The organism is Corallococcus aberystwythensis, from assembly GCF_003612165.1.
GTDB classification, from domain to species: domain Bacteria; phylum Myxococcota; class Myxococcia; order Myxococcales; family Myxococcaceae; genus Corallococcus; species Corallococcus aberystwythensis.
This window is the reverse complement of the sequence record NZ_RAWK01000028.1, coordinates 28,771-49,273: the sequence shown is the minus strand read 5'-3', so window position 1 is coordinate 49,273 and position 20,503 is coordinate 28,771. Positions and strand designations below refer to the sequence as shown.

The following is a 20,503-nucleotide window of genomic DNA, read 5'->3' as shown; positions in this document are numbered from 1 at the left end:
CCACGGAGCGGAACTGTGCCAGAAAAGGAGGGACGTCAGTCCGCCCGGAGCGCGATGATGGGGTCCACACGCGTCGCGCGCCGGGCAGGCAGCCATGAGGCCCCCAGCGCCACCCCGGTCAAGAGCAGCGCGACCCCGCCGAACGTCCACGGGTCGTCCACCGATACGCCGTACAGCAGCGACCCCAACAGCCGCGCCAGCCCCAATGACAGGCACAGCCCCACCGCCACGCCCGTGAGCGACAGCCGCAGGCCCTGCGCCAGCACCAGCCGCAGCACGTCCCCTCGCGCCGCGCCCAGCGCCATGCGGATGCCCAGCTCCCGCGTGCGCTGGGTCACCGAGAAGGCGATGACGCCCGACAGCCCCAGCGCCGCCAGCAGCAACGCGACGCCCGCGAACAGCCCCATCACCAGCGCGGACAAGCGCCGGGGGCCCGTGGACTGGTCCATCCGCTTCGTCAGCGAGGACACGTCAAACAAGGGCAGGTCCGCGTCCACCGCGCGCACCTCCGCCTCCACCTGCGCGCGCAGCGCCTCCGGGTCGCCTGACTTCACGCGCACCGCCAGGCCCAGGTACACGGACGGCAGCTGCGACAGGGAGTAGTACGCCCCCGGACGCGCCGGCACGTCCAGGCCCCACTCGCGCAGGTCGTCCACCACGCCCACCACCGTGGCCCACTGCATGTCCTTGCCGTGCAGCTTCACCCGGTGCCCCAGCGCGTCGCCCTGGGGCCAGAAGAGGTCCGCGAAGGAGCGGTTGATGACCACCGCCCAGGGTGCGTCCGGCCCGTCCGAGTCCTCCAGCAGCCGGCCCTGCCGCAGGTGGAAGCGCAGCGCGTGCAGGTAGCCCGGCGTGGCGGCGCGGTACTCCACCGCCTTCCACAGCTCACCCGGCTGGCGCTGGCGCCCGTCGATGTCGAAGCTGTTGTCCATGGAGCCGCCCAGCGGGAGCACGTTCGTGAGCCCCGCGGACTCCACGCCCGGCAGCGCCTGGAGCCGCGGCAGCAGGGCCTGAAGGAAGGCCGCCTGCCGCGGACGATCCGGGTACTGCACCTTGGGCAGCGCGAGCGCTCCGGTGAGGACGCCGTCCGGCACGAAGCCCGCGTCCACCCGCTGGAGCGCGAGGAAGCTCTTCACGAACAGACCCGCGCCCACCAGCAGCACCAGCGCGAGCGACACCTGCGCCACCACCAGCGCGGCGCGCACCCGGCTCGTGCGGTGGCTCCCCGTGGCGCGTGCGCCCTCGCGCATCGCCGCGTGCAGGTCCACGCGGCTTGCTTGAAGCGCGGGCACCAGCCCGAAGAGCACGCCCGTGAGCACGGACACCCCCAGCGTGAAGAGCACGGAGGCCACGTCCAGCTTCACGCCCTGGGCGCGCGGCAGGCCCTCACCCACCACCGCCACCAGCGCGTCCGTGCCCCACAGCGCGAGCAGCAGCCCCACCGCGCCCGCCACCAGCGACAGCACCAGGCTCTCCGTGAGGAACTGCGCCACCAGCCGCGGCCGGCCCGCGCCCAGGGCCGCGCGGATGGACACCTCGCGGCCCCGCGACACCGCCCTCGCGAGCAGCAGGTTGGCCACGCTGGAGCACGCCACCAGCAGCACGAAGCCCACTGCGCCCCAGAGCAGCCATAGCGTCTCGCGGACCCCGCCCACCACCTGGTCCTCCAGCGACTTCACGCTCATGGACCACCCCGCCTGCCGGTACTGGTCCACCAGATTCGCCGGGCGCGCGTTGCCCATGCGCACCAGGTCCGCGCGCGCCGCGTCCAGCGTCATCCCCGGCTTGAGCCGCGCCATCACGCTCAGGAAGCGGTTGCCACGCCGGGACTCCTCCTGCTGCTCGGGCGTGGGCGCGAAGGGCAACACCGCCTCCGTGTCCTCCGGGTACACGCCGCCCGGCGGCAGCACGCCCACCACCGTGCGCGGCACCCCGTCCAGCCGCAGCACGCGCCCCAGCACCTCCGGGTCCCCCTGGAAGTGGGTGCGCCACGCGGCGTCCGTGAGCACGACGACCCCGTCATGGCCCGGCGTCTCCTCTTCTTGCGTGAAGCCCCGGCCGAGCACCGGCGCGACGCCCAGCGTGGGCAGGAAGGACGCCGTGGCGACGACGACGCGCAGGCGCCGGGGCGACTCGCCACCGGTGAGCGTCATGTCGTCGGGCCGGAAGGCCGACAGCGACGTGAAGGCCTTCGTGTGCGTGAGCAGGTCCCGGTACTCGGGAATCGAGTTCGACACCTCCTTCAAACCGAAGGCGTCGAGGTTCGGGGCCAGCATCACCAGCCGCTCCGGCTGCGCGAAGGGCGGCGGCGTGAGCAGCACGCCCTTCACCACGCTGAACACCGCGCTGTTCGCGCCGATGCCCAGGGCCAGCGTCAGCACCGCCACCGCGACGAAGCCCGGGGCGTTCTTCAGGGAGCGCCACGCGTAGCGCAGGTCGCCGAGCAGGTGTTCCATGGCCGTGTCCCCTTGCCTTCAGCGAAGCTGTTCGTCCTGCACGACGCGGCCGTCGAACAGGCTCACCGTGCGCGTGGCGATGCGCGCGTGCGCCGGGTCGTGCGTCACCATGCAGAGGGTGGAGCCCGCCTTGTGCAGGTCGGACAACAGCTGCATCACCGCCTCGCCGTTCTTCGAGTCCAGGTTGCCCGTGGGCTCGTCCGCCAGGAGGATGAGGGGGTCTCCCGCCACGGCGCGCGCCACCGCCACGCGCTGCTGCTGACCGCCGGACAGCTGCCCCGGCAGGTGCCGCGCCCGGTGCGCCATGCCCACGCGCTCCAGGGCCCGCTCCACGCGCTGCTTGCGCTCCTGCGCGGGCAACCCCCGGTAGGTGAGCGGCAGCTCCACGTTCTCGAAGACGGTGAGGTCGCCGATGAGGTTGAAACTCTGGAAGATGAAGCCGATGTGCTGGTTGCGCACCTTCGCCCGGTCCGTGGGCGACAGCTCCAGCACGCTCCTGCCATCCAGGAGGTAGCTGCCGCGCGTGGCGGTGTCCAACAGCCCCAGCACCGCGAGCAGCGTGGACTTGCCGGAGCCGGACGGGCCGACAATGGCCACCCATTCGTTCTGGCGGATGGTGAGCTGGATGTTGGAGAGGGCGTGCGTCTCCACCTCCTCCGTCTCGAACACCTTGGTGAGCCCGTCGAGCTGGAGCAGCGCCTTGCCCGGCACCGCGCCCGGGACCCCGGCCTTCGCCTCGCGGTCGTTCGTCATCGTCGTCATCATCGCAGCCTCACGCGCTCCACCGCATCCCACGCGGTCATGTCCGACAGCACCACCTGATCGCCTTCCGAAAGTCCCTGCACGACCTCCACCGCGTTCACCGAGCCGCGGCCCAGCTTCACGGGGATGCGCACCGCCTCGTCGCCCCCGGGCAGCAGCCGGAAGAGCGCCAGCGTGCTCTCCGCCTGCGCCCCCGCCGGGCGGCCCACGGACAGCACGTCGTCCAGCCGCTCCAGCTCCACGGTGCCCTCCACGGTGAGGTCCGGCCGGGCCCCCTTGGGCAGCGCGTCCGGCAGTGACACCTCCACGCGCACCGTGCCCTGGCTGGCCGCGGGGGCCACGCGCGCGACGGTGCCCTCCACCACGCCGTTGCGCGTGTCCACCTGCGCCTTGAGGCCCGGGAGGATGTCGCGCGCCTGCGTCTCCGCGATTCGCAGCTCCGCCTTGAGCCGCTCCGGCTTCACCACCTTGGCCAGGAGCACGCCGGGCGTCACCCACTGGCCCAGCTCCAGCGGCAACTCCTGGAGCACGCCGTCCTCGCCAGCGAGCACCTTCATGGACTCCACCTGCTGGCGGCGGAAGCGCGCCACGGCCTTGAGCCGCTCCACCTGCTCCTGCTGGGAGGCCAGACGCTGGCGCAGGCTCTGGGACATGACGTCCAGGCGCTGGCGCTCCAATTCCAGACGCTGGCTGGCCTCCTCGGCCTTCTCCCGGGTCTGGCGCGTCTCCAGGTCTCCGACGAAGGCATTCTGGAAGAGGGCCGCGTTGGCCTGGGCGCGGCGGCTGGCGTCGGCGGCCTCGGCGGTGAGAGTGGCCACGGTGGCCTGCTGGGACAGCCGCTGCGTCTGGAGCAGTTCGCGCAGCTCCAGGAAGTCGCCTTCGGCGCTCGCGAGCTGGCGTTCGGCCTCCAGGGCCTGGAGCTGCACGTCCGGGTTGGACAGCTCCAGGAGCAGCGTGCCGGCGGTGACGGTGGCGCCGGGCCGGACGTGGATGCGCTCCACGCGGCCGGCGGTGTCGGCGGTGAGCCAGCGGATGGACTCCGGCACCAGCGAACCGGTGCCCTTCACCTGACGCACCAGCGGACCGCGCTTCACCGTGTCCAACCACACCGAGGCCTTGTCCACGGTGGGCGCGGCGGGGCGCAGCCGGGACAGGCCCACCGTCACCGCCACGAGCACGGCGAGGCCCAGGGCGGCCAGGAGGTAGGGTTTGCGGCGCGGTGCTCGAGCCTTCGGGATGTCCACGCCCCGGTCCATAGCGAGCCGTGTGCCAGGGCTTCGAGCCGGTGCAAGCGCCCGGAAACACGGGGGTGGCGGAGGGAGGTCCGGCCGCGTTGACCGCTTGCGCGAAAGGCGCGTCCCAGGAACGGACACCGCGAAGAAGTGTGCTGGGGTTGAATAGAAACAGCGTCAGGCCGTCTGCTTGCTCGAATCAATTCCCACACAATCTCAAGGAACCCCCGATGCGCTCCACCGCTCCCCGGACGCGCGCCAGCCTGCTGCTGGCCGCCACGCTTCTGCCCTTCTCCGCCTTCGCCGACGCCCTGTACCTCCAGCTCAAGGACGTGGGCAGCGAAGTGGACGCCGCCGGGCTGACCGCGAGCACCGTGGCGGAGCGCACGCGCTATGGCATCAGCGAGGCGCTGAAGAACGCCACCACGGAAGCCATCCTGATGGACCCGCAGCACGAGGGTTCGCCGGACGTGACCGTGAGCGCGAAGGTGACGCGCAACGGGGAGAAGTACCGGCTGACGTACCTGCTGAGCACGACGCACGCGCCGGTGCACACCAAGACGCTGGCGTATGATTTCGTCAATCCCAGCCTGAGCGACAAGGGCTCGGTGGCGATGGCGCAGGCGGTGCTGGCCGAGGCCCAGAAGCTGGAGGCCGCGAGCGAGGAGACGCCGGTGGCGACGGCGGACGAGGTGCCCGCCGCGGCGGGCTCGGACTCGCTGGTGTCGGAGCGTTTGAACAACGACTCGCCCCGTTATGAGGGCATGGCCGGGGACTCGATGGGGCGCGAGACGGAGAGCCCGCAGCTGCCTCCCCGGCGCGGGGGCCGGACGAACCTGGACCTGGGTCTGGCGTTGGGCTTCAACAGCCCGTCCGGCATCTTTGGCGGTGAGCTGGAGTACCGGGTGGCGCCGGTCCTGGGGCTCAACCTGAGCGCCGGCACGGGCGCCTGGGGTTTCCGCGTGGGTCCGGTGGCGCGCCTGTATCCGCTGGGCGAGGTGCGCACGAGCCCGTTCCTGGAGGCGGGCATGAGCTTCAACATGGGCGGGACGTCGACGACCACCCTCTCGTTCGGAGACGAATCGGAGGAGTTCACGACGGAGAAGCTGCTCACGCCGGTGGCGACGCTGGCGGTGGGCATGCGTCAGTCAATGGGCCCCATGTACCTGGGACTGCGCGCGGGCTGGGGCTTCCGCCTGCGTGAGGACAACTGGCGCACGGCGGATGGCCGCGACCCGAACCTCCTGGATGATCTCGACATCGCCACCACCCAGCACGGCGGCTTCCTGTGCAGCGTCACGCTGGGCATGTCGGTGTTCTGAGGCAGTGCTACGGCAGCGGCGCGGGAGCGGGTGAGCCTGCGTCCTGCCAGGAGCGCGGCAGGAACGGTGAGGGCCCGTCGTTCAGCGCGTCAGGGGACGCGCTGCCGGGTTCTCCCGGCGTGGAAGGCACACCGGCGTCTTCCGGCTTCGCGACATCGGGCTGACCGTCGACGAGCCGCCGGAGGATCCGGCCATCCCGGTGGATGGCGTAGCTCGCTCCCGAATCCAGCGCGGGATGCGTACGGCCACACGCCTTCGGGTCTTCATCGATGCGGATGAAGATGAGGTCGCCCTGCCGGACGACCCGGTACTGCTGGGACTCCCAGCGGCTTCCGCAGGACACGTGAGGGTCCTGTGGCGGAAGCAAGTCACGGGCAGCGACGGTGAGCGCCCGCAGGGTGTCTCCATCCAGCTCGTACACCGTGCCTTCTGTCCCCAGTGAGACAGCGGGCTGCGAGAAGAACGCGGGGAAGGCAATGGAGGCGTCCTCCTCCACCTTCGTGGGCGGTGGTGCGGACGCCCTCAAGCAGCCCGTCAACACAAGCGCGGAGGCCAGGATGGAATGAGTCCTCTTCATGAAGCGCTCCTGGCGGCTACTTCTCATCGATCCGGTAGTGCGTCTCATCCTGCCAGGTGACCGTACCCAGCACCTGCTGGCGCCATCCACTGCGGACTCCGCCGGTCCACTTCTTCAGTTCGCCTGTCACCGGGATGTACTGGAAGAAACCGTCGCATGAAGGGTGCTCCAGATCATCGGAGTTCGAAAAGAACGCGACGATTGATAGGGGAACCTTCTTCCCGCCCACCTCCGTGACCCATTCATGCACACGCCCCATGGAGACGATCATCCGGAGGTCTCCATCGGAGAGGTGCCCGTCATAGGGATGGTTGTGCAGAGCGAAGACGTACTTGAGGCTTCCTGGTGGGAAACGGGCATCGTTGACGGTTTCTGGAAGCAGACAGCTCTTCCTGCGGTCCAGGTCATCCAAGGCGGACTGATCCGTCAGCATGCTCATCTCGTACTTGCCGGCCGGCGTGTAATACAGCCAGGCGCAATACTCCTTCGATACACGCCAGCGGACATCGAAGTCCTGGGCTCCCTTGCGTCCTGCGGTCGCGTGGGGCTTGGAGAGAATCACGGGACACGCGGCCATCAACGCGTCGGAGAAGGTCCCGAATGGGCCAAAGCCAGGCATCGGGCCCGGAAGACTCGCCAGTCTTTCCCCAGGCTGGCCCCGGACGACACCGGGCGTGGGCCGTGGCGCGGAGCACGACAGGCCCATGAGCAGCCATGTCACCCGAGGCAACCACCGACGCACGGACATGCACCCAGCGTATCCCGTCCCGGGTAGGCTCGCGCGCCATGCCGGCCTCCCTGCTCGAAGTGTTCCTGGACCACGCCCATCGCGAGCCCGCGCGTCCGCTGCTCTCCTTCGAGGGCAAGCGCTACACGCGCGGCCAGCTGGCGGACGCCGTCACCGCGTTCGCTCGCGGACTCAAGATGCGGGGGCTGGCTGCGGGAGAGCGCGTCGCCCTCTTCCTGGAGAACAGTGACGCGTTCGTCGTCACGTGGCTGGGCGTCCAGGCCGCGGGCTGCGTCGCCGTGCTCGTCAACACCGCCTACCGTCAGGTGGAGCTGGCCCACATCCTCTCCGACGCGGAGGTGAAGGTCTGCGTCACCGGCATCTCCGGTGCCTCGGAGCTTGGGCCGCTGCGCGAACAGCTCCCCTCGCTGCAATGGCTCATCACAGTGGAGCCGCCTCCACCCGGGCTCCCCGCGTCACTTCCCACCGTGGCCTTCGACGCCATCGTGGCGCAGGGCTCCGCCTCCAGCGTGGACCTGCCGCTGCCCCGCGCGGAGGACCTGGCCGTGCTGGGCTACACGTCCGGCACCACCGGCCGCTCCAAGGGCGCCATGCTCCAGCACCGGCAGCTGCTCGCCAACGTGCGCGCCGTCACCGAAGCGTGGCGCTGGACGGACGCGGACCGGCTGCTGCTCACCCTGCCGCTCTTCCACACCCACGGCCTCATGGTGGGCCTCCACGGCACCCTCTTCACCGGCGCCAGCGTGGACCTGCGCCGCCGCTTCGTCGCGTCCGAAGCCCTCACCGCCCTGCACGACGACGCGTCCCTCACCCTCTTCTTCGGCGTGCCCACCATGTACGGCCGCCTCCTGGAGGAGTCCCGCCGCACCGGCGTGACGCCGCGCCCCCTGCGCCTTTGGGTGTCCGGCTCCGCCCCCTTGAGCCCCCAGCTGTGCGGGGACATCGAGGCGAGATTCGGCGCCCGCATCCTGGAGCGCTACGGCATGACCGAGACGCTCATGAACACCACCCAGCCCTACGACGGCGAACGCCGCCCCGGCACCGTGGGCATGCCCTTCCCCGGCCAGGAGGCCCGCGTCGTGGACGTGCGCTCCCGCCAGCCCCTGCCCCGCGGCGAGACGGGCGAAATCGAGGTCCGCGGCCCCCACGTCTTCACCGGCTACTGGCGCCGCCCGGACGCCACCCAGGAGTCCTTCGACGCCGACGGCTGGTTCCGCACCGGCGACCTGGGCGAATGGGACCCGGACGGATTCCTGCGCATTACCGGCCGGGCCCGGGAACTCATCATCAGCGGTGGCTTCAACATCTATCCCCGCGAAGTCGAAGAGGTCCTCACCCAGCACCCCGCCGTCGCGGAGGCCGCCGTGCTGGGCCTGCCCGACCCGGACTTCGGGGAACAGGTCGTCGCCGTCATCGTCCCCCACCCTGGCGTCCCCACCGACGCCCAGGCCCTGGTGGACTGGTGCCGCGAACGGCTGGCCGCGTTCAAGAAGCCGCGCCGCGTCATCTTCACCGACGCCCTGCCCCGCAACGCCCTGGGAAAGGTCCAGAAACACACCCTCAAGGAGCGCCTGGCCGCTTCTCAAGACACACCCGCCGCGACATGACCCACGAAACCCACATCGGCCACTGGCCGAAATCCCGCGCGGACCTACCTTCTGCGGCGAGAGACCATGGAGCCACCGCGTGAAGTCCCATCCCGCCCGCATCCCGTCCCACCTGCCCCCGGCCTCCTGGCCGACAGGGGCGCTGGGCAGCGTGCGGGCGGTGCCGAAGGGCCACGCATGAAGCGGTTGCTCATCGTGGACGACGAGCTCGCCATCGTGGAGGCGCTCGAGGACATCCTGTCGCTGGAGGGCTACGACATCGTCACCGCCTACAACGGCGACGAAGGCCTCCAGCGGCTCCTGGCGTCCAAGCCGGACCTGGTCCTGCTGGATTTGATGATGCCGGTGATGGACGGCGGCGAGCTGCTGCGCCGCATCCGCGCCCACCCGGACCTGCAAGACCTGCCCGTGGTGGTGATGAGCGCGGGCCGCCTCACGGACGAGGAGCGCCGCGCCAGCTCCCACTTCCTCGCCAAGCCCTTCGAGCTGGACGACCTGCTGGGCACCATCGCGAAGCAGCTGCCCGCCGAAGCGGCCCGCATGTAGCGGGCCGTTTTCAGCCCGGCGTCGCGCGGAAGAGGATGTCCCGGTAGTACTGGAGCTCGCTGATGCTGGAGCGCAGGTCGGAAAGCGCGGTGTGCCCACTGGGCGGCTTGCGCGGCTCCACCAGCGCCGGGTACCAGGCGCGCACCAGCACCTTGAGGCTCGTCACGTCCACCATGCGGTAGTGCAGGTAGCGGTCCAGCAGGGGCATGTGGTCGATGAGGAAGCGGCGGTCCGTGTGGATGGAGTTGCCCGCGAGGATGCCCTCGCCCAGCTCGCAGTGGTCCGCGATGAAGGACGTCACGTCGCGCTCCGCCACGCGCAGGGACACGTTGGAGGCGCGCACCTTCTCCAGGAGGCCGTTCTTCGTGTGCATCTCGCGCACGACGGGCTCCATGCGCAGGAGCATCTCCTCCGGCTGCCAGATGACGCGCTCGAACTCACCAATGGGGCGCAGGTCCGGGCCGGTGATGATGACGCCCACCTCGATGATGCCGCAGGTGTTCGGATCCAGACCCGTCATCTCCAGGTCGAGCCACACAAGGCGGGGTTCACGGGAAGGCATGTCCGAAAGGTCCTGGTCGAGAAGGGAAGAAACGTCCCTATAGCAGCCCAGGGCCCCGGCGCACTCACTCCGTGGACGAATCATCCCACCGCGTCCGCACGTCCACCTTGGATTCGAGCGTGCGGTGCACGGGGCAGAAGTCCGCGATGCGCAGCAGCTGCGTGCGCTGCTCCTCCGTCAGGGGGCCCTCCAGCCGGACGAGCCGCTCCAGCCGGTCCACGCGGCCCACCCGCGACTCGCACTCCGCGCCGTCCTTCGCGTGCACCTTGTCGTGCGACAGGCGCACCCGCACCCCCGTGAGGGGCCAGCCCAGACGATCCGCGTACATGCGCACCGTCATGGACGTGCACGCGCCCAGCGCCGCCGCCAGCAGGCCGTAGGGCGTGGGCCCCGAGTCCTGTCCGCCCAGCGTCAGCGGTTCGTCCGCGCGCAGCCAGTGCGGTCCCACGCGGATGTCCTGGGCCAGCCCGCCCTCGGAGGCCTCGCGCACCTCCACCTGGCCTTCCGGCAGGGGCTCCGCACGCTCGCGCAGGGGGGCCACGTGCCGCACGGCCCATGGGCCCAGCACGTCCGCCGCATAGTCCGCGTCCGCCGGCCGGGAGAGGAAGTGGTCCGCCCCGTCCAGCGTCACGAGGCTCGCGGGCCGCCGCGCGCACGCCGCCAGCCGGCGCGCGTTGTCCCAGCCCACGTAGCGGTCCTCCGGCGCGTGCAGCACCAGCAGCGCGCCCGGGAACGCGCCCAGCGCCTTCGCCACCACATCCGCGTCGATGGCGGCGAGGAAGTCGCGCTTCAACCGCAGCCGGCCGGGCTCCAGGCGCAGCTCCCCCTCCCCCGCCTCCCGCTCACGCGGAGACAGGAGCGCGAGCACGTCCCTCGCGCCCGCGGGAGCGTTCACCAGCGCGACGGCCGCCACGTCCGGCAACCGGGGCAGCGCCGCCGCCACCGCCGTGCCGCCCAGGCTGTGCCCCACGAGGAGCCGGGGCGCGGGAGCATGCGCGGAGAGCCACGCCGACGCGGCCACCACCGTGTCCACGCTGGGAAGCGTGTCCGGGTGCCCGGCCGCCGTCGCGTTGACGGGAACCTCCGTGAAGTCCAGGCGCAGGACGGCGAACCCCCGCGACACCAGCGCGCGCACCAGCCGCTCCGGCCCGGGCGAGCGCCCCAGGCACGCGAAGCACGACACCAGCACCGCGGAGGCCGCGGGGACGCCCGGGGGCAGCGCCAACCGCCCCGCGCCGCCGGGGAAGTGGACCGCCCGCGCCGGCATCTAGAAGTCCACCAGCGCCTCGGCGGTCCACACGCCTTCTGGCCCCTGTCGCACGGACACCTGGGTGAGCGACGCGCCCGTCACCGCCACGTTGACGCCGTGGCGCGCCTGTCCCGCGCGCTCACCGAAGCCGTGGCCGAAGAGGTTCAGCCCGTCCAGGCGCACCACGAAGCACTGGAAGCGCAGGCGCCGTCCGGCCATCGCGCCCACCACCGCCCGCAGCCAGTCCGCGAGCAGCTGGTCGTGGTCCACCGACTGGACGGCCACCTCCAGTTCCTCGTGCGTCTCCACGCTCCGGGGGTCCGTGACCAGCGCGCTCAGCCCGAGCGCCGCCATCTCGAAGGCCTGCTCCATGGAGCGCCCCACGCCCCGCACCCCGAGCAGCTCGTCCTGCGTGAAGTGTTCCCAGTGCGTCCGGGGCCTGCGGTCCTCCGCATGTACGGTTTCGACGTCCATACGTCCTCCTCATGTCCTCGCCGTTCCCGGCTTCCGTTCCCGCGACGGGGCCCTCCGAGCAGCCCCGTCAGAACCACCACCCGCCCGCCACGTCCGTCGTCACGCCCCCGGTCCGCGCGGGGCTGGTCTCCCGGGCGCGTGTGAGCCAGCGCCGCAGCTCGTCCTGGGTGAGCGCGGGGAAGGTGTTGTAGGCCTCGGAGACCTCGCGCAGCGCGGGGTCCAGCGTCAGCGCGTGCACCGCGTCCGCGCGGCCCCGGACCAGCTCCAGCGCCCGGGGCGTCGTCACGCCCACCGCCACGACGCTCTGGCGCGCGCCCTGTTGCTTCAGTGCCAGCAGCGCCGCGGCCACGGTGGCGCCCGTCACCATCCCGTCATCCACCAGCAGCACCGTGCACCCGCGGATGCGGGGCGTGAGGCCGCCTCGCAGCTGCCGGGCCTGCCGCTCCACGTCGTCCACCTCGTCGTGCACGAAGCGCTGGAGCGTCTCTCCCGGCAGCTTCGCCGCGCGCGCGGCCTGGGGGTCCAGGAACAGCCCGCCCCCTTCCGTCACCGCGCCCAGCGTGAGGCGGCTTCCCGGCACGTGAAGCCGGCGCGCCACCCACAGGTCCAGGGGCTTCTCCAGCGCCCGGGCCACCTCATACGCCACGCGCAGCCCTCCGCGCGTCAGCCCCAGCACACACACGTCCCCGGAGCGGTAGGGCGTCAGCACCCCCGCGAGCTTCTGTCCCGCCTCCGCCCTGTCCCGGAAACGCATTGGAAAGCCTCCACTTCCGGAAGGTGTTGTTGCCTCGGCGACGCGGCGGCGGAGGCACGGTCAGCGGCTCTCCTGGCGGGATGCCCGGGAGGCCAGGGCACCGCGAGCAAATCCCGCGCTAGGGTGGGGCCCATGACGCCATTCGCCCTCGTCGTCGGCAGTGCCAGTCCCCACCTCGGCCGTGCGCTCGCCCAGGCGTCCGGCGCGGATCCGGTGGGGGTGAAGCGGGAGCGCTTTCCGGATGGAGAACTGCACATCGAGGTGCCCCCGGAGGAGGTCCGGGGCCGCCGCGTCGTCGTCCTCCAGTCCTCCACCCCGCCCGTGGGGGAGAACCTGCTGGAGTTGCTGCTGCTCGCGGATGCGTGCTGGCGGGCGGGCGCGGCCTCCCTGGAGGCGGTGATTCCCTACGTGGGCTACGCGCGCCAGGACCGGCGGGCCCGGGCGGGTGAGCCCCTGGGCGGCCGTCTGGTGGCCGACATGGTGTCCCATGGCCGCTTCACGCGGGTGTTCACCGTGGACCTGCACAACCCGGCGTTGGAGGGCTGCTTCGGCGCCCCGCTGGAGCACCTGTCCGCGCTGCCGCTGCTGGCGGACGCGCTGCGCTCCCACGTCACCGACACGACCGTGGTGGTGGCGCCGGACCTGGGCGCGGTGAAGCGGGCGGAGGCGCTGGCGAAGCTGCTCGGCCGCCCGTGGGCGGTGGTGCACAAGGCGCGGCTGAGCGGCAACGACGTGGAGACGCTGGGCCTGCTGGGCCAGGTGCGCGGCATGCGCCCCATCCTGGTGGACGACATGGTGTCCACGGGCGGCACGCTGGCGGCGGCGGCGAAGGAGCTGAAGGGCGAGGGCTGCGTGGACGACTTCATCCTCGCCACCACGCACGCCTTGCTGGTGGGCCCCGCGATGGAGCGCCTGCACGGGGTGCCGGTGAAGCGGCTGGTCTGCACGGACAGTGTGGAACCCCACCAGAGTCTGCCCTTCCCCCACCAGGTGGTGACGCTGGCCCCGCTGCTCTTGCGCGCACTGCGGCCCGACGCGCGTTAGTCTGCCCGGCCATGTCCGACACGCTTCTGACGCAGCTCGACGCCGGGGTCTTCTCCGTCACCTTCAACCGGCCGGAGAAGAAGAACGCCTTCACCCACGCCATGTACGAAGCGGCCACCGCCGCCCTCCAGGAAGCGGACCGCCGCGACGACGTGCGGGTGGTGCTCCTGTCCGGCGCGGGCGGCGCGTTCACGGCGGGCAACGACATTGGCGACTTCCTGGAGCACCCGCCCACGGGCGAGGACAGCGCGGTGTTCCAGTACCTGCGCGCCCTGGCCGGACTGAGCAAGCCCGTGCTCGCGGCGGTGGAGGGCGCGGCGGTGGGCATCGGCACCACCATGCTCCTGCACTGCGACTACGTGGTGGCCGGGGAGAAGGCGCGCTTCAGCATGCCCTTCGTCAACCTGGGCCTGTGCGCGGAAGGCGCCAGCAGCCTGCTCTTGCCGCGCGCGGCGGGCTTCGCGCTGGCGTCGGAGCTCCTGCTCTTCGGAGACCCGTTCGACGCGGCCACCGCGCTGCGCGCCGGCATCATCAACAAGGCCGTCCCGGAGGCGCAGTTGAAGGAAGTGGCCACCGAGCGCGCCCGCGCCCTGGCCCAGCGTCCCGCCCAGGCGCTCAAGGTGACCAAGGCGCTCATCCGCGGCCCGCTGCGTGAGGGGGTGGACGCGGCCCTCAAGCGCGAAGGCGCCGAGTTCGTCCAGCGCCTGGCCTCCGACGAGGCGAAGGAAGCCTTCATGTCCTTCATGTCGCGCGGCCGGAAGTAGTCCGCTCCCTTCGCGACGAAGGCATCACCCACCGGGTCCGCGTGCATGTCACGCGGACCCGGCGTCGTTTCAGGTGACTACCGGGGCGCGGGCGGCGCCTGCGGCGTCTTCGCCGGCTTGCCCGTCAGGAACGCGCCGATGCTCGCGCCCTGGGCCTCCTTCAGCGCGACGCACTGGTCGACGATTTCCAGCACCTGCCGCAGCACGCGCTCGGAGCCGGGCACCTTGTCCGTGCGCTTCTCGAAGAACGTGGCGAACTCCTGGCGCTTGCCCGCGTCGCAGTAGCCGGCGGCCATGTACGGCAGCCGGGAACCCATGCCCTCGGGCAGGAGGCCCGGCTTGTCGCCGGTGCCCACCAGCGTGTCGAAGTTCGCCTTCACGAACTCCACCGCGGTGTCACGGGTGCGCGAGTCGCGCGACGCGCCCATCAGGAGCCACAGGTTCTCCCGCACGTCCTGCTTCGGGTCGAGCAGCAGCTCCAGGTTCGCCTTCACGAGCTTCGGGTCCGTCACGTGGGACAGACCGCCCAGCAGCTGCTGGCGCTGGTAGCGGCTCTTCTCCGCGCGCAGGGCCTCCATCAGCTTCGTGTGCAGGGCCGCGTCCCCGTGCTCCACGGCGATGGAGAGCACCGCGCCCACCACGTCCGGAGCCACCGCGTTGCGGTCCTTGAGCCACTGGTCCGCCAGCGTGCGCGCCTCGGCGACGAGCTTCGGGTCATGGCCCTCGTTGCCGGCGAGCTCCAGCAGGCGCGGGCGCAAGAGGCGCAGGTCCTCGCTCTCACCCGTGCGCGGCTTGAAGCCCAGCTTGCGCGCGCGCGGCCCGAAGGTGTCGCGCACGTAGCGGGCGCGGTCCGCGTCCTGTGCCTCCGTGAGCAGCCGCGACGACACCAGGTCCATCAGTTCCAGGCCCGCCTCCAGCACCTGCCGGTCCGGGTCCTCCGCCACGCCCGTGAGCAGGGGCAGCGCCTCCGCCGCGGGCATCAGCCCCGCCTGCGCCAGGGCCAGCGAGTCGCTCAGCAGCACCACGCGCTCCGCGCGGGACAGCTTCGTCAGGCCGGACTTCATCAGTTTCGCGCGCGTGTCGTCCGCCAGCCGCAGGCGGTAGTAGCCCGCGCCGTCCGCGTTGGGGAACACCCACGCCGGGCACGCCTTGGCCTCCGTCAGGGCGACCTCCGCCTTCTCCTCCGTCATCAGCGTGCACGCGGTGGCGTCCTTGCCGGCGCCCGGGTACTTCACGCACACCGGCACCTTCCACGACTGCGCGTCCGGGGCCTTGGAGCCCAGGCGCACGTAGCGCTGCTGGGTGAGGGCCACGCGCGGCTTGCCGCCGTCGCACAGCAGGGTCGCGGTGATGAAGGGCGCGCCCGTCTGGTCCAGGAAGCTGTTCATCACCTGGGCCACGTCCTTGCCGGACTCCTGCGACAGCGCGTCCAGGAAGTCCTTCGCGGTGGCGTTCTTCCCGGCGTGCGCGCGGATGTAGCGCTGGATGCCCTTCTGGAAGACGTCGCGGCCCAGCCACGTCTCCGTCATGGCCAGCACCGCGCTGCCCTTGCCGTAGGTGATGCCGTCGAAGGCGTTCTGGATGTCACCCGCGTCCTTGATGGGCTGGCGGATGAAGCGCGCGGCCACCAGGCTGTCCGCGTCCAGCGCGCCGTTGCGGTCCTGCACGCGCTCCACCGGCGCGTCCCACGTGGGCTGGTACGTCTCCAGGATGCGCGGGGTCATCCACGAGGCGAAGGACTCGTTGAGCCACAGGTCGTCCCACCACGCCATGGTGACCAGGTCGCCGAACCACTGGTGCGCCAGCTCGTGCACCTGCGTGCCCGCGAACGCGCGCTGGCGGCCCACGGAGTCCTCCTCCGGCTTCGCCAGGGCGAGGCGCGAGTTGAACGTCACGAGGCCCGGGTTCTCCATGGCGCCGCCCATCAGCGGAACGGCGAGCACGTCCAGCTTCTCGTACGCGTAGGGGATGCCGAAGTACGCCTCCAGGCGCTCCAGGATTTCGGGCGTCACCTTCGCGGCCCAGGCGCCTTCAGCCGCCCGGCCGCGCGGCGTGATGATGCGCGTCTTCACCTGCTTCTGCCCCGAGTCGCGCGCGGGCAGGAAGTCGAACGGGCCCACGCCGAAGGCGATGAGGTAGCTGGGCAGCGGCTGCGTGGGGGCGAAGCGGTAGATGAGCCAGCCGTCCGCGCCCTTCTCGTCCGCGAGCTGCGGCGTGTTGGTGACGGCCACGTTGCCTTCGGGCACGTGGAAGGTGAGCTGCCACGGCACCTTGAAGCCGGGCTCGTCGAAGGACGGGAAGGCGCGGCGCGCGCCCAGCGGCTCGAACTGCGTGTAGATGTACCAGTCGCCGCCCTCATTGACGCGGAAGGCGCCGGACGTCTCGCGCTCGGACGCGGTGCCCGTGTACGTCAGGTGCAGCTTCGCGCCGCCCACGGCCAGGGGCTTGTCCAGCGTCAGGCCGAGGAAGTCCTCGCCGGCGGAGGAGGCCTTCAGCGTCCGCGTGACGCCGGCCTGCTCCAGCGTGGCCTCCTTCACGATGAGGCCCTTGCCGTGCATCCAGATGACGTTCGTGGCCTTGGCCACCTCCAGCATGACGTCGACGGTGCCTTCGAAGGTCTCCGCCTTCGGATCCATCTTCAGGACGATGGCGTACTTCGTGGGCCGCACGTCATCCGGCAGCCGCAGCGTGGGGGGAGTGGGCGCGGCGGCAGCCTGAACGGCGGGCGGCGTTTCCACGGCACCGGGAGCGGGAGCGTTACCCTGACGGGCACCGCATGCCGCAAGGAAGGTTGCGGTGGCCAGGGCCACCGGACGGAGCAGGTTGGGCATGGCCGCGCAGTGTGGACCAGAGCAGCCTGGCAAGGTAGCGACGAGCGAGCGACGCGTGGCCTTGCTGTCAGGTCGTGTTCGCGATGGAGTGCGCCGCCGTGTCCGCTCCCCTCTCTTCGCATCCGCTGCCATCGCAAACGAACACCCCTCCCGAGGGGAAAAGGCCGCCGGAGCACCTGCGCCGCATCATCGGGTCGCCGCCGGGTCCCATCGTGGCGTTCCTGACGCGCGGCGTCTGGGCGCTGCTCACGTGGCTGTCCCCGGCGGCGCGGGATGCGCTCGCACGCTTCGTGGCGAAGCTGGCCTACACGCTGGGCATCCGCCGCAAGGTGGCGCTGGACAACCTGGCGCAGGCGATGCCGGAGAAGAGTGAAGCGGAGCGCCGCGACATCGCTCGCGGCGCGTACCTCACCATGGCGCGCGTGGTGGTGGAGTCCCTGCCGTCCGGGGACCGGATGACGCCGGACTGGGACCAGCAGGGCATTGAAGGCGAGGAGGCGTGGGCGGCGCTCAAGGCGCACGTGGCCACGGGCAAGGGCGCGCTGCTGGTGACGGCGCACTTCGGCAACTGGGAGCTGGTGGGCCAGATGCTGATCCGCTGGGGCGTGCCGCTCAACGCGCTGGTGCGTCCGCTCAAGGGCGCGCTGAACACGCGCATCGCGGTGAACCGGCTGGGCGCGGGCGCGGGGCTCATCTACCCGAAGGGCGCCATCCAGGAGATTACCGACGCGGTGAACCGCGGCGAGTCCGCGTACATGCTGCTGGACCAGGCGCTGCCCGCGAAGTCCGCGGTGTTCGTGCCCTTCTTCGGCCGGCTCGCGTCCACGACGCCCGCGATGGCGGTGGCCGCCGAGCGCACGGGCGTGCCGGTGTTCGTGGTGATGGGCGTGCGGCCACCCGGCCCGGGCGCGCGCTACAGGCTGGAGGTGGAAGGCCCCATCCTCCCGCCGAAGCCCGGCGAGTGCGCGGACCCCATCACCGAGCACACCGCGCGCGTGACGGCGGCCATGGAGCGCGCCATCCGCCGGCATCCGGAGCAGTGGCTGTGGCTGCACCGCCGCTGGAAGGTGCAGCCCCCGGCGCTCGTGACGGCGCCGTCGCCGGGACTCACCGAGGGCACGCCTCCGAAGTAGCGCGCTACTCCACGACGACGCGGCGCAGGTGCGCGCCCAGGCGTGTCACCAGCTCGTAGTGGATGGTCTGCGCCCAGCCGGCCAGGGACTCGGCGGACACGGACTCCTCGCCGTCGCGTCCCAGGAGCGTGGCCGTCACGGGGCGCTCGTCGGACGTGGCGCGCGTCACGTCCACCATCAGGTGGTTCATCATCACGCGGCCCAGCACCGCGCACCGCCGCCCGTTCACCAGCACGTGCGCCTTGCCGGACGCGAGCCTTGGATAGCCGTCGTAGTAGCCCACCGGCAACACGGCGAGGCGCGTGGGCTCCGGGCAGCGGTACGTGCAGCCGTAGCCCACGTAGGCGCCCGCCGGCAGCCACTTCACCACCTGGCTTTTGCACCGCCACGACAGCACCGGCTTGAGCAGCGGCAACTCGCCCAGCACCAGCCGCGCCGACAGCCGCGTCTCCGGCGAGGGCCACAGGCCATACAGCGAGATGCCCACCCGCGCCGCCTCGTAGCGCGCGCGGGGCAGCACCAGCGCCGCGGCGCTCGCGGCGATGTGCCGCTGCAACGGCTTCGCGGGCTTCAGCTGCGCCGTGAGGTGCCCCAGCGCCGTCTCGAACGCGTCCAACTGCGCCAGCGCGTACCCCTGCTCCGTCACGTCCTCCGTGTTGGCGAAGTGGCTGAGCACGCCCACCGGCTCGAACACGTCCGGCGCGTCCGCGAGGAACTGCGTCTCCCGCGGCAGCTGATCCAACGTGAAGCCCTCGCGGCCCAGGCCCGTGTCGATGTGCACGTGCACGCGCAGGGGGCGCACCAGCTTCGCCGCGCGCAAGGAAGGCACCGCGTCCGCCCAGGAGCGGTCCGCCACCACCACGTCGATGCCCTCGCGCGCCAGCACGACGGCCTCTTCCGGGGCCACCGCGCCCAGCACCACCACCTGCCGCGCAGACAGCCCGTGCGCGGACTCGTGCGCGCGCACCGTGAGCGAGTCCTGCGGCGCGATGAAGTAGAGGACGTCCACGCCCGCGTGCACCAGGGGCAGCACCTGCGCCAGGCCGTGGCCGTAGGCGTTGCCCTTGAGCACCGCGCCCAGCGCCCGGGGCGTGGGACCGGAGGACTCCAGCGCGCGGAACGCCGCCACGTTGTGCTTGAGGTGGGATGCGCTCACCTCCAGCCACGAGGAGTACGCCGCGTCACCGGGCCCGGCCCCGAGCCCGCCACCGAGCCCGCCACCGAGCCCCACACCGACTTCATCCACGTTCACACCTCCGCACCAGCCCACGTCCCTTCCGCCTCTACCAGCAAAGCGCAGGCCATGGACGGCCGTGGCCGGAGGGCCACGGGGGGCGGGACGCCGGCTGGATGCCGCTCGGGCGGACGAGGGCAAGAGGGGGAGCCCCACACGGCCGGGCGGGCGTGCGCGGGTGGACACGCGTGGCCTGGAGCGTGTGCCGGGGGACACCTGACAGGTGGGAGGAAGGGCGCGACATGTCGGGTGACCCGGCGGCGCGACAGGGGCCGGTGCTAGTGTCCGCTCCCGTGGCCGCACCGGACCTGCCCCTAGCCCAGGCCTTCATGACCGCCCGAGGAAGAACCGAGCCGGCGGACGCCGTCTCCGTCCTCCAGGAGCGGCTGGCCCAGGCCCTGGACGCGGCCCGTCAATCCTGGCCGGACATCCCGCTGGAGGGCCCGCGCTTCGCGGCGCACCTGGCGCGGCTGGTCCCCGCGGACGGCCACGAGGAGGCCTGGGGCCGGCTGCACATGGCGGACGTGTACCTGGCCCGGGCGGCGGCGGACGGGCTGCCGGCGGCGCTGGCCACGTTCGAGCAGCGCCTGATGCCGGAGGTGGACGCGGCGGTGGCGCGGCTGAAGCTGCCCCCGGCCGGGCTGGACGAGGTGCGCCAGGCGCTCCGGCAGCGGATGCTGGTGGGCAGCGCGGAGGCTCCGGCGCGGCTGGCGGCGTACCCGGGCACCGGGCCGCTGGCGGGCTGGGTGCGCGCGGCGGCGCTGTGGCTGGCGCTGGACTGGCAGCGGCAGCGCTCCGGGCAGGCGCAGTCGGAGGACGGCGACCTGTCCATGCTGGTGGCGCCGGGGGACGACCCGGAGCTCGCGTACCTCAAGCAGACGTACCGCGCGGAGTTCGCCGCGTCCTTCCAGGCGGCGCTGGCGGCCCTGTCCGCGCGGCAGCGCAACTTCCTGCGGCTGAAGTACCTGGACGGGCTGGGCATCGACCAGCTGGGGGCGCTGTACGGGGTGCACCGCTCCACGGCCGCGCGGTGGGTGGTGGGCGCGCAGGAGGAGCTGCTGGACGGGACGCGGCAGCGGCTGACGGAGCGGCTGCGGCTGACGCGCTCGCAGCTGGACAGCGTGCTGCGGCTCATCTCCAGCCAGCTGGACGTGAGCTTGAGCCGGCTGCTGCGCACGAAGGCCGAGTAGTAACGCGGCGCGCGAGGC

Annotated in this window: 18 protein-coding genes; 7 read left to right on the top strand and 11 right to left on the bottom strand. The window is 71.8% G+C overall.

Going from position 1 to position 20,503, the window contains the following annotated elements:
- Positions 1-35 precede the first annotated feature (35 nt).
- Genes D7W81_RS06630 through D7W81_RS06620 form a run of 3 tightly spaced genes read right to left on the bottom strand, consistent with a single transcriptional unit; the run spans position 36 to position 4,462 of the window.
- Positions 36-2,456 (bottom strand): ABC transporter permease, encoded by a 2,421-nt coding sequence (locus D7W81_RS06630; RefSeq protein WP_120554472.1) that lies wholly within the window; start codon positions 2,454-2,456, stop codon positions 36-38.
- Between the two features lie 18 nt (positions 2,457-2,474).
- On the bottom strand, positions 2,475-3,218 hold the full coding sequence (locus D7W81_RS06625; protein ID WP_438503348.1) for an ABC transporter ATP-binding protein: 744 nt from the start codon (positions 3,216-3,218) through the stop codon (positions 2,475-2,477).
- The gene (locus tag D7W81_RS06620; RefSeq protein WP_120554477.1) at positions 3,218-4,462 is read right to left on the bottom strand and encodes an HlyD family secretion protein; all 1,245 of its coding nucleotides are present in this window, start codon (positions 4,460-4,462) and stop codon (positions 3,218-3,220) included. The genes D7W81_RS06625 and D7W81_RS06620 overlap by 1 nt, the downstream gene beginning before the upstream one ends.
- Positions 4,463-4,680: 218 nt before the next feature.
- On the opposite strand from D7W81_RS06620, the gene D7W81_RS06615 reads away from it, so the two are divergent.
- Complete coding sequence (locus D7W81_RS06615) at positions 4,681-5,772, top strand: hypothetical protein (protein WP_120554470.1); 1,092 nt, start codon at positions 4,681-4,683, stop codon at positions 5,770-5,772.
- A 7-nt stretch (positions 5,773-5,779) separates the two neighbouring features.
- On the opposite strand, the gene D7W81_RS06610 is transcribed toward D7W81_RS06615, so the two are convergent.
- Together D7W81_RS06610 and D7W81_RS06605 are read right to left on the bottom strand one after the other, a co-directional pair.
- Entirely contained in the window at positions 5,780-6,349 is a 570-nt protein-coding gene (locus D7W81_RS06610; protein WP_147445366.1) for a hypothetical protein, read from the bottom strand.
- Positions 6,350-6,365: 16 nt separating this feature from the next.
- Positions 6,366-6,911 (bottom strand): hypothetical protein, encoded by a 546-nt coding sequence (locus tag D7W81_RS06605; RefSeq protein WP_244227013.1) that lies wholly within the window; start codon positions 6,909-6,911, stop codon positions 6,366-6,368.
- 224 nt (positions 6,912-7,135) lie between these two features.
- Here D7W81_RS06605 and D7W81_RS06600 point away from each other — a divergent pair, with 224 nt between their 5' ends.
- Positions 7,136-8,704, top strand: coding sequence for an AMP-binding protein (locus D7W81_RS06600; RefSeq protein WP_120554467.1), 1,569 nt, complete (start codon positions 7,136-7,138; stop codon positions 8,702-8,704).
- 177 nt (positions 8,705-8,881) lie between these two features.
- The gene (locus D7W81_RS06595; RefSeq protein WP_120554466.1) at positions 8,882-9,250 is read left to right on the top strand and encodes a response regulator; all 369 of its coding nucleotides are present in this window, start codon (positions 8,882-8,884) and stop codon (positions 9,248-9,250) included.
- A gap of 10 nt (positions 9,251-9,260) precedes the next feature.
- On the opposite strand, the gene orn is transcribed toward D7W81_RS06595, so the two are convergent.
- The 4 genes from orn to D7W81_RS06575 all read right to left on the bottom strand — a co-directional run bounded on the left by orn (position 9,261) and on the right by D7W81_RS06575 (position 12,289).
- Complete coding sequence (gene orn, locus D7W81_RS06590; protein ID WP_120554465.1) at positions 9,261-9,812, bottom strand: oligoribonuclease; 552 nt, start codon at positions 9,810-9,812, stop codon at positions 9,261-9,263.
- 64 nt (positions 9,813-9,876) lie between these two features.
- Complete coding sequence (locus tag D7W81_RS06585) at positions 9,877-11,079, bottom strand: OsmC family protein (RefSeq protein WP_120554464.1); 1,203 nt, start codon at positions 11,077-11,079, stop codon at positions 9,877-9,879.
- Complete coding sequence (locus D7W81_RS06580; RefSeq protein WP_120554463.1) at positions 11,080-11,535, bottom strand: archease; 456 nt, start codon at positions 11,533-11,535, stop codon at positions 11,080-11,082.
- Between the two features lie 67 nt (positions 11,536-11,602).
- Positions 11,603-12,289: a phosphoribosyltransferase gene (locus D7W81_RS06575; RefSeq protein ID WP_120554462.1), complete on the bottom strand. Its 687-nt coding sequence runs from the start codon at positions 12,287-12,289 to the stop codon at positions 11,603-11,605.
- 123 nt (positions 12,290-12,412) lie between these two features.
- Here D7W81_RS06575 and D7W81_RS06570 point away from each other — a divergent pair, with 123 nt between their 5' ends.
- Both D7W81_RS06570 and D7W81_RS06565 read left to right on the top strand, forming a co-directional pair.
- On the top strand, positions 12,413-13,333 hold the full coding sequence (locus tag D7W81_RS06570; protein ID WP_120554461.1) for a ribose-phosphate diphosphokinase: 921 nt from the start codon (positions 12,413-12,415) through the stop codon (positions 13,331-13,333).
- Positions 13,334-13,344: 11 nt separating this feature from the next.
- On the top strand, positions 13,345-14,097 hold the full coding sequence (locus D7W81_RS06565; RefSeq protein WP_120554460.1) for an enoyl-CoA hydratase: 753 nt from the start codon (positions 13,345-13,347) through the stop codon (positions 14,095-14,097).
- Positions 14,098-14,174: 77 nt separating this feature from the next.
- Here the strand turns inward: D7W81_RS06565 and D7W81_RS06560 are convergent, their stop codons facing one another.
- Complete coding sequence (locus tag D7W81_RS06560) at positions 14,175-16,835, bottom strand: M1 family metallopeptidase (protein ID WP_306440873.1); 2,661 nt, start codon at positions 16,833-16,835, stop codon at positions 14,175-14,177.
- A gap of 191 nt (positions 16,836-17,026) precedes the next feature.
- Between D7W81_RS06560 and D7W81_RS06555 the strand changes: the two genes are divergently transcribed.
- Positions 17,027-18,061: a lysophospholipid acyltransferase family protein gene (locus D7W81_RS06555; protein ID WP_438503347.1), complete on the top strand. Its 1,035-nt coding sequence runs from the start codon at positions 17,027-17,029 to the stop codon at positions 18,059-18,061.
- A gap of 4 nt (positions 18,062-18,065) precedes the next feature.
- Here D7W81_RS06555 and alr read toward each other — a convergent pair whose 3' ends face one another.
- The gene (gene alr / locus D7W81_RS06550; protein ID WP_244227012.1) at positions 18,066-19,307 is read right to left on the bottom strand and encodes an alanine racemase; all 1,242 of its coding nucleotides are present in this window, start codon (positions 19,305-19,307) and stop codon (positions 18,066-18,068) included.
- A gap of 230 nt (positions 19,308-19,537) precedes the next feature.
- On the opposite strand from alr, the gene D7W81_RS06545 reads away from it, so the two are divergent.
- On the top strand, positions 19,538-20,485 hold the full coding sequence (locus D7W81_RS06545) for a transcriptional regulator (protein ID WP_244227011.1): 948 nt from the start codon (positions 19,538-19,540) through the stop codon (positions 20,483-20,485).
- The last annotated feature ends 18 nt before the right edge of the window (positions 20,486-20,503 follow it).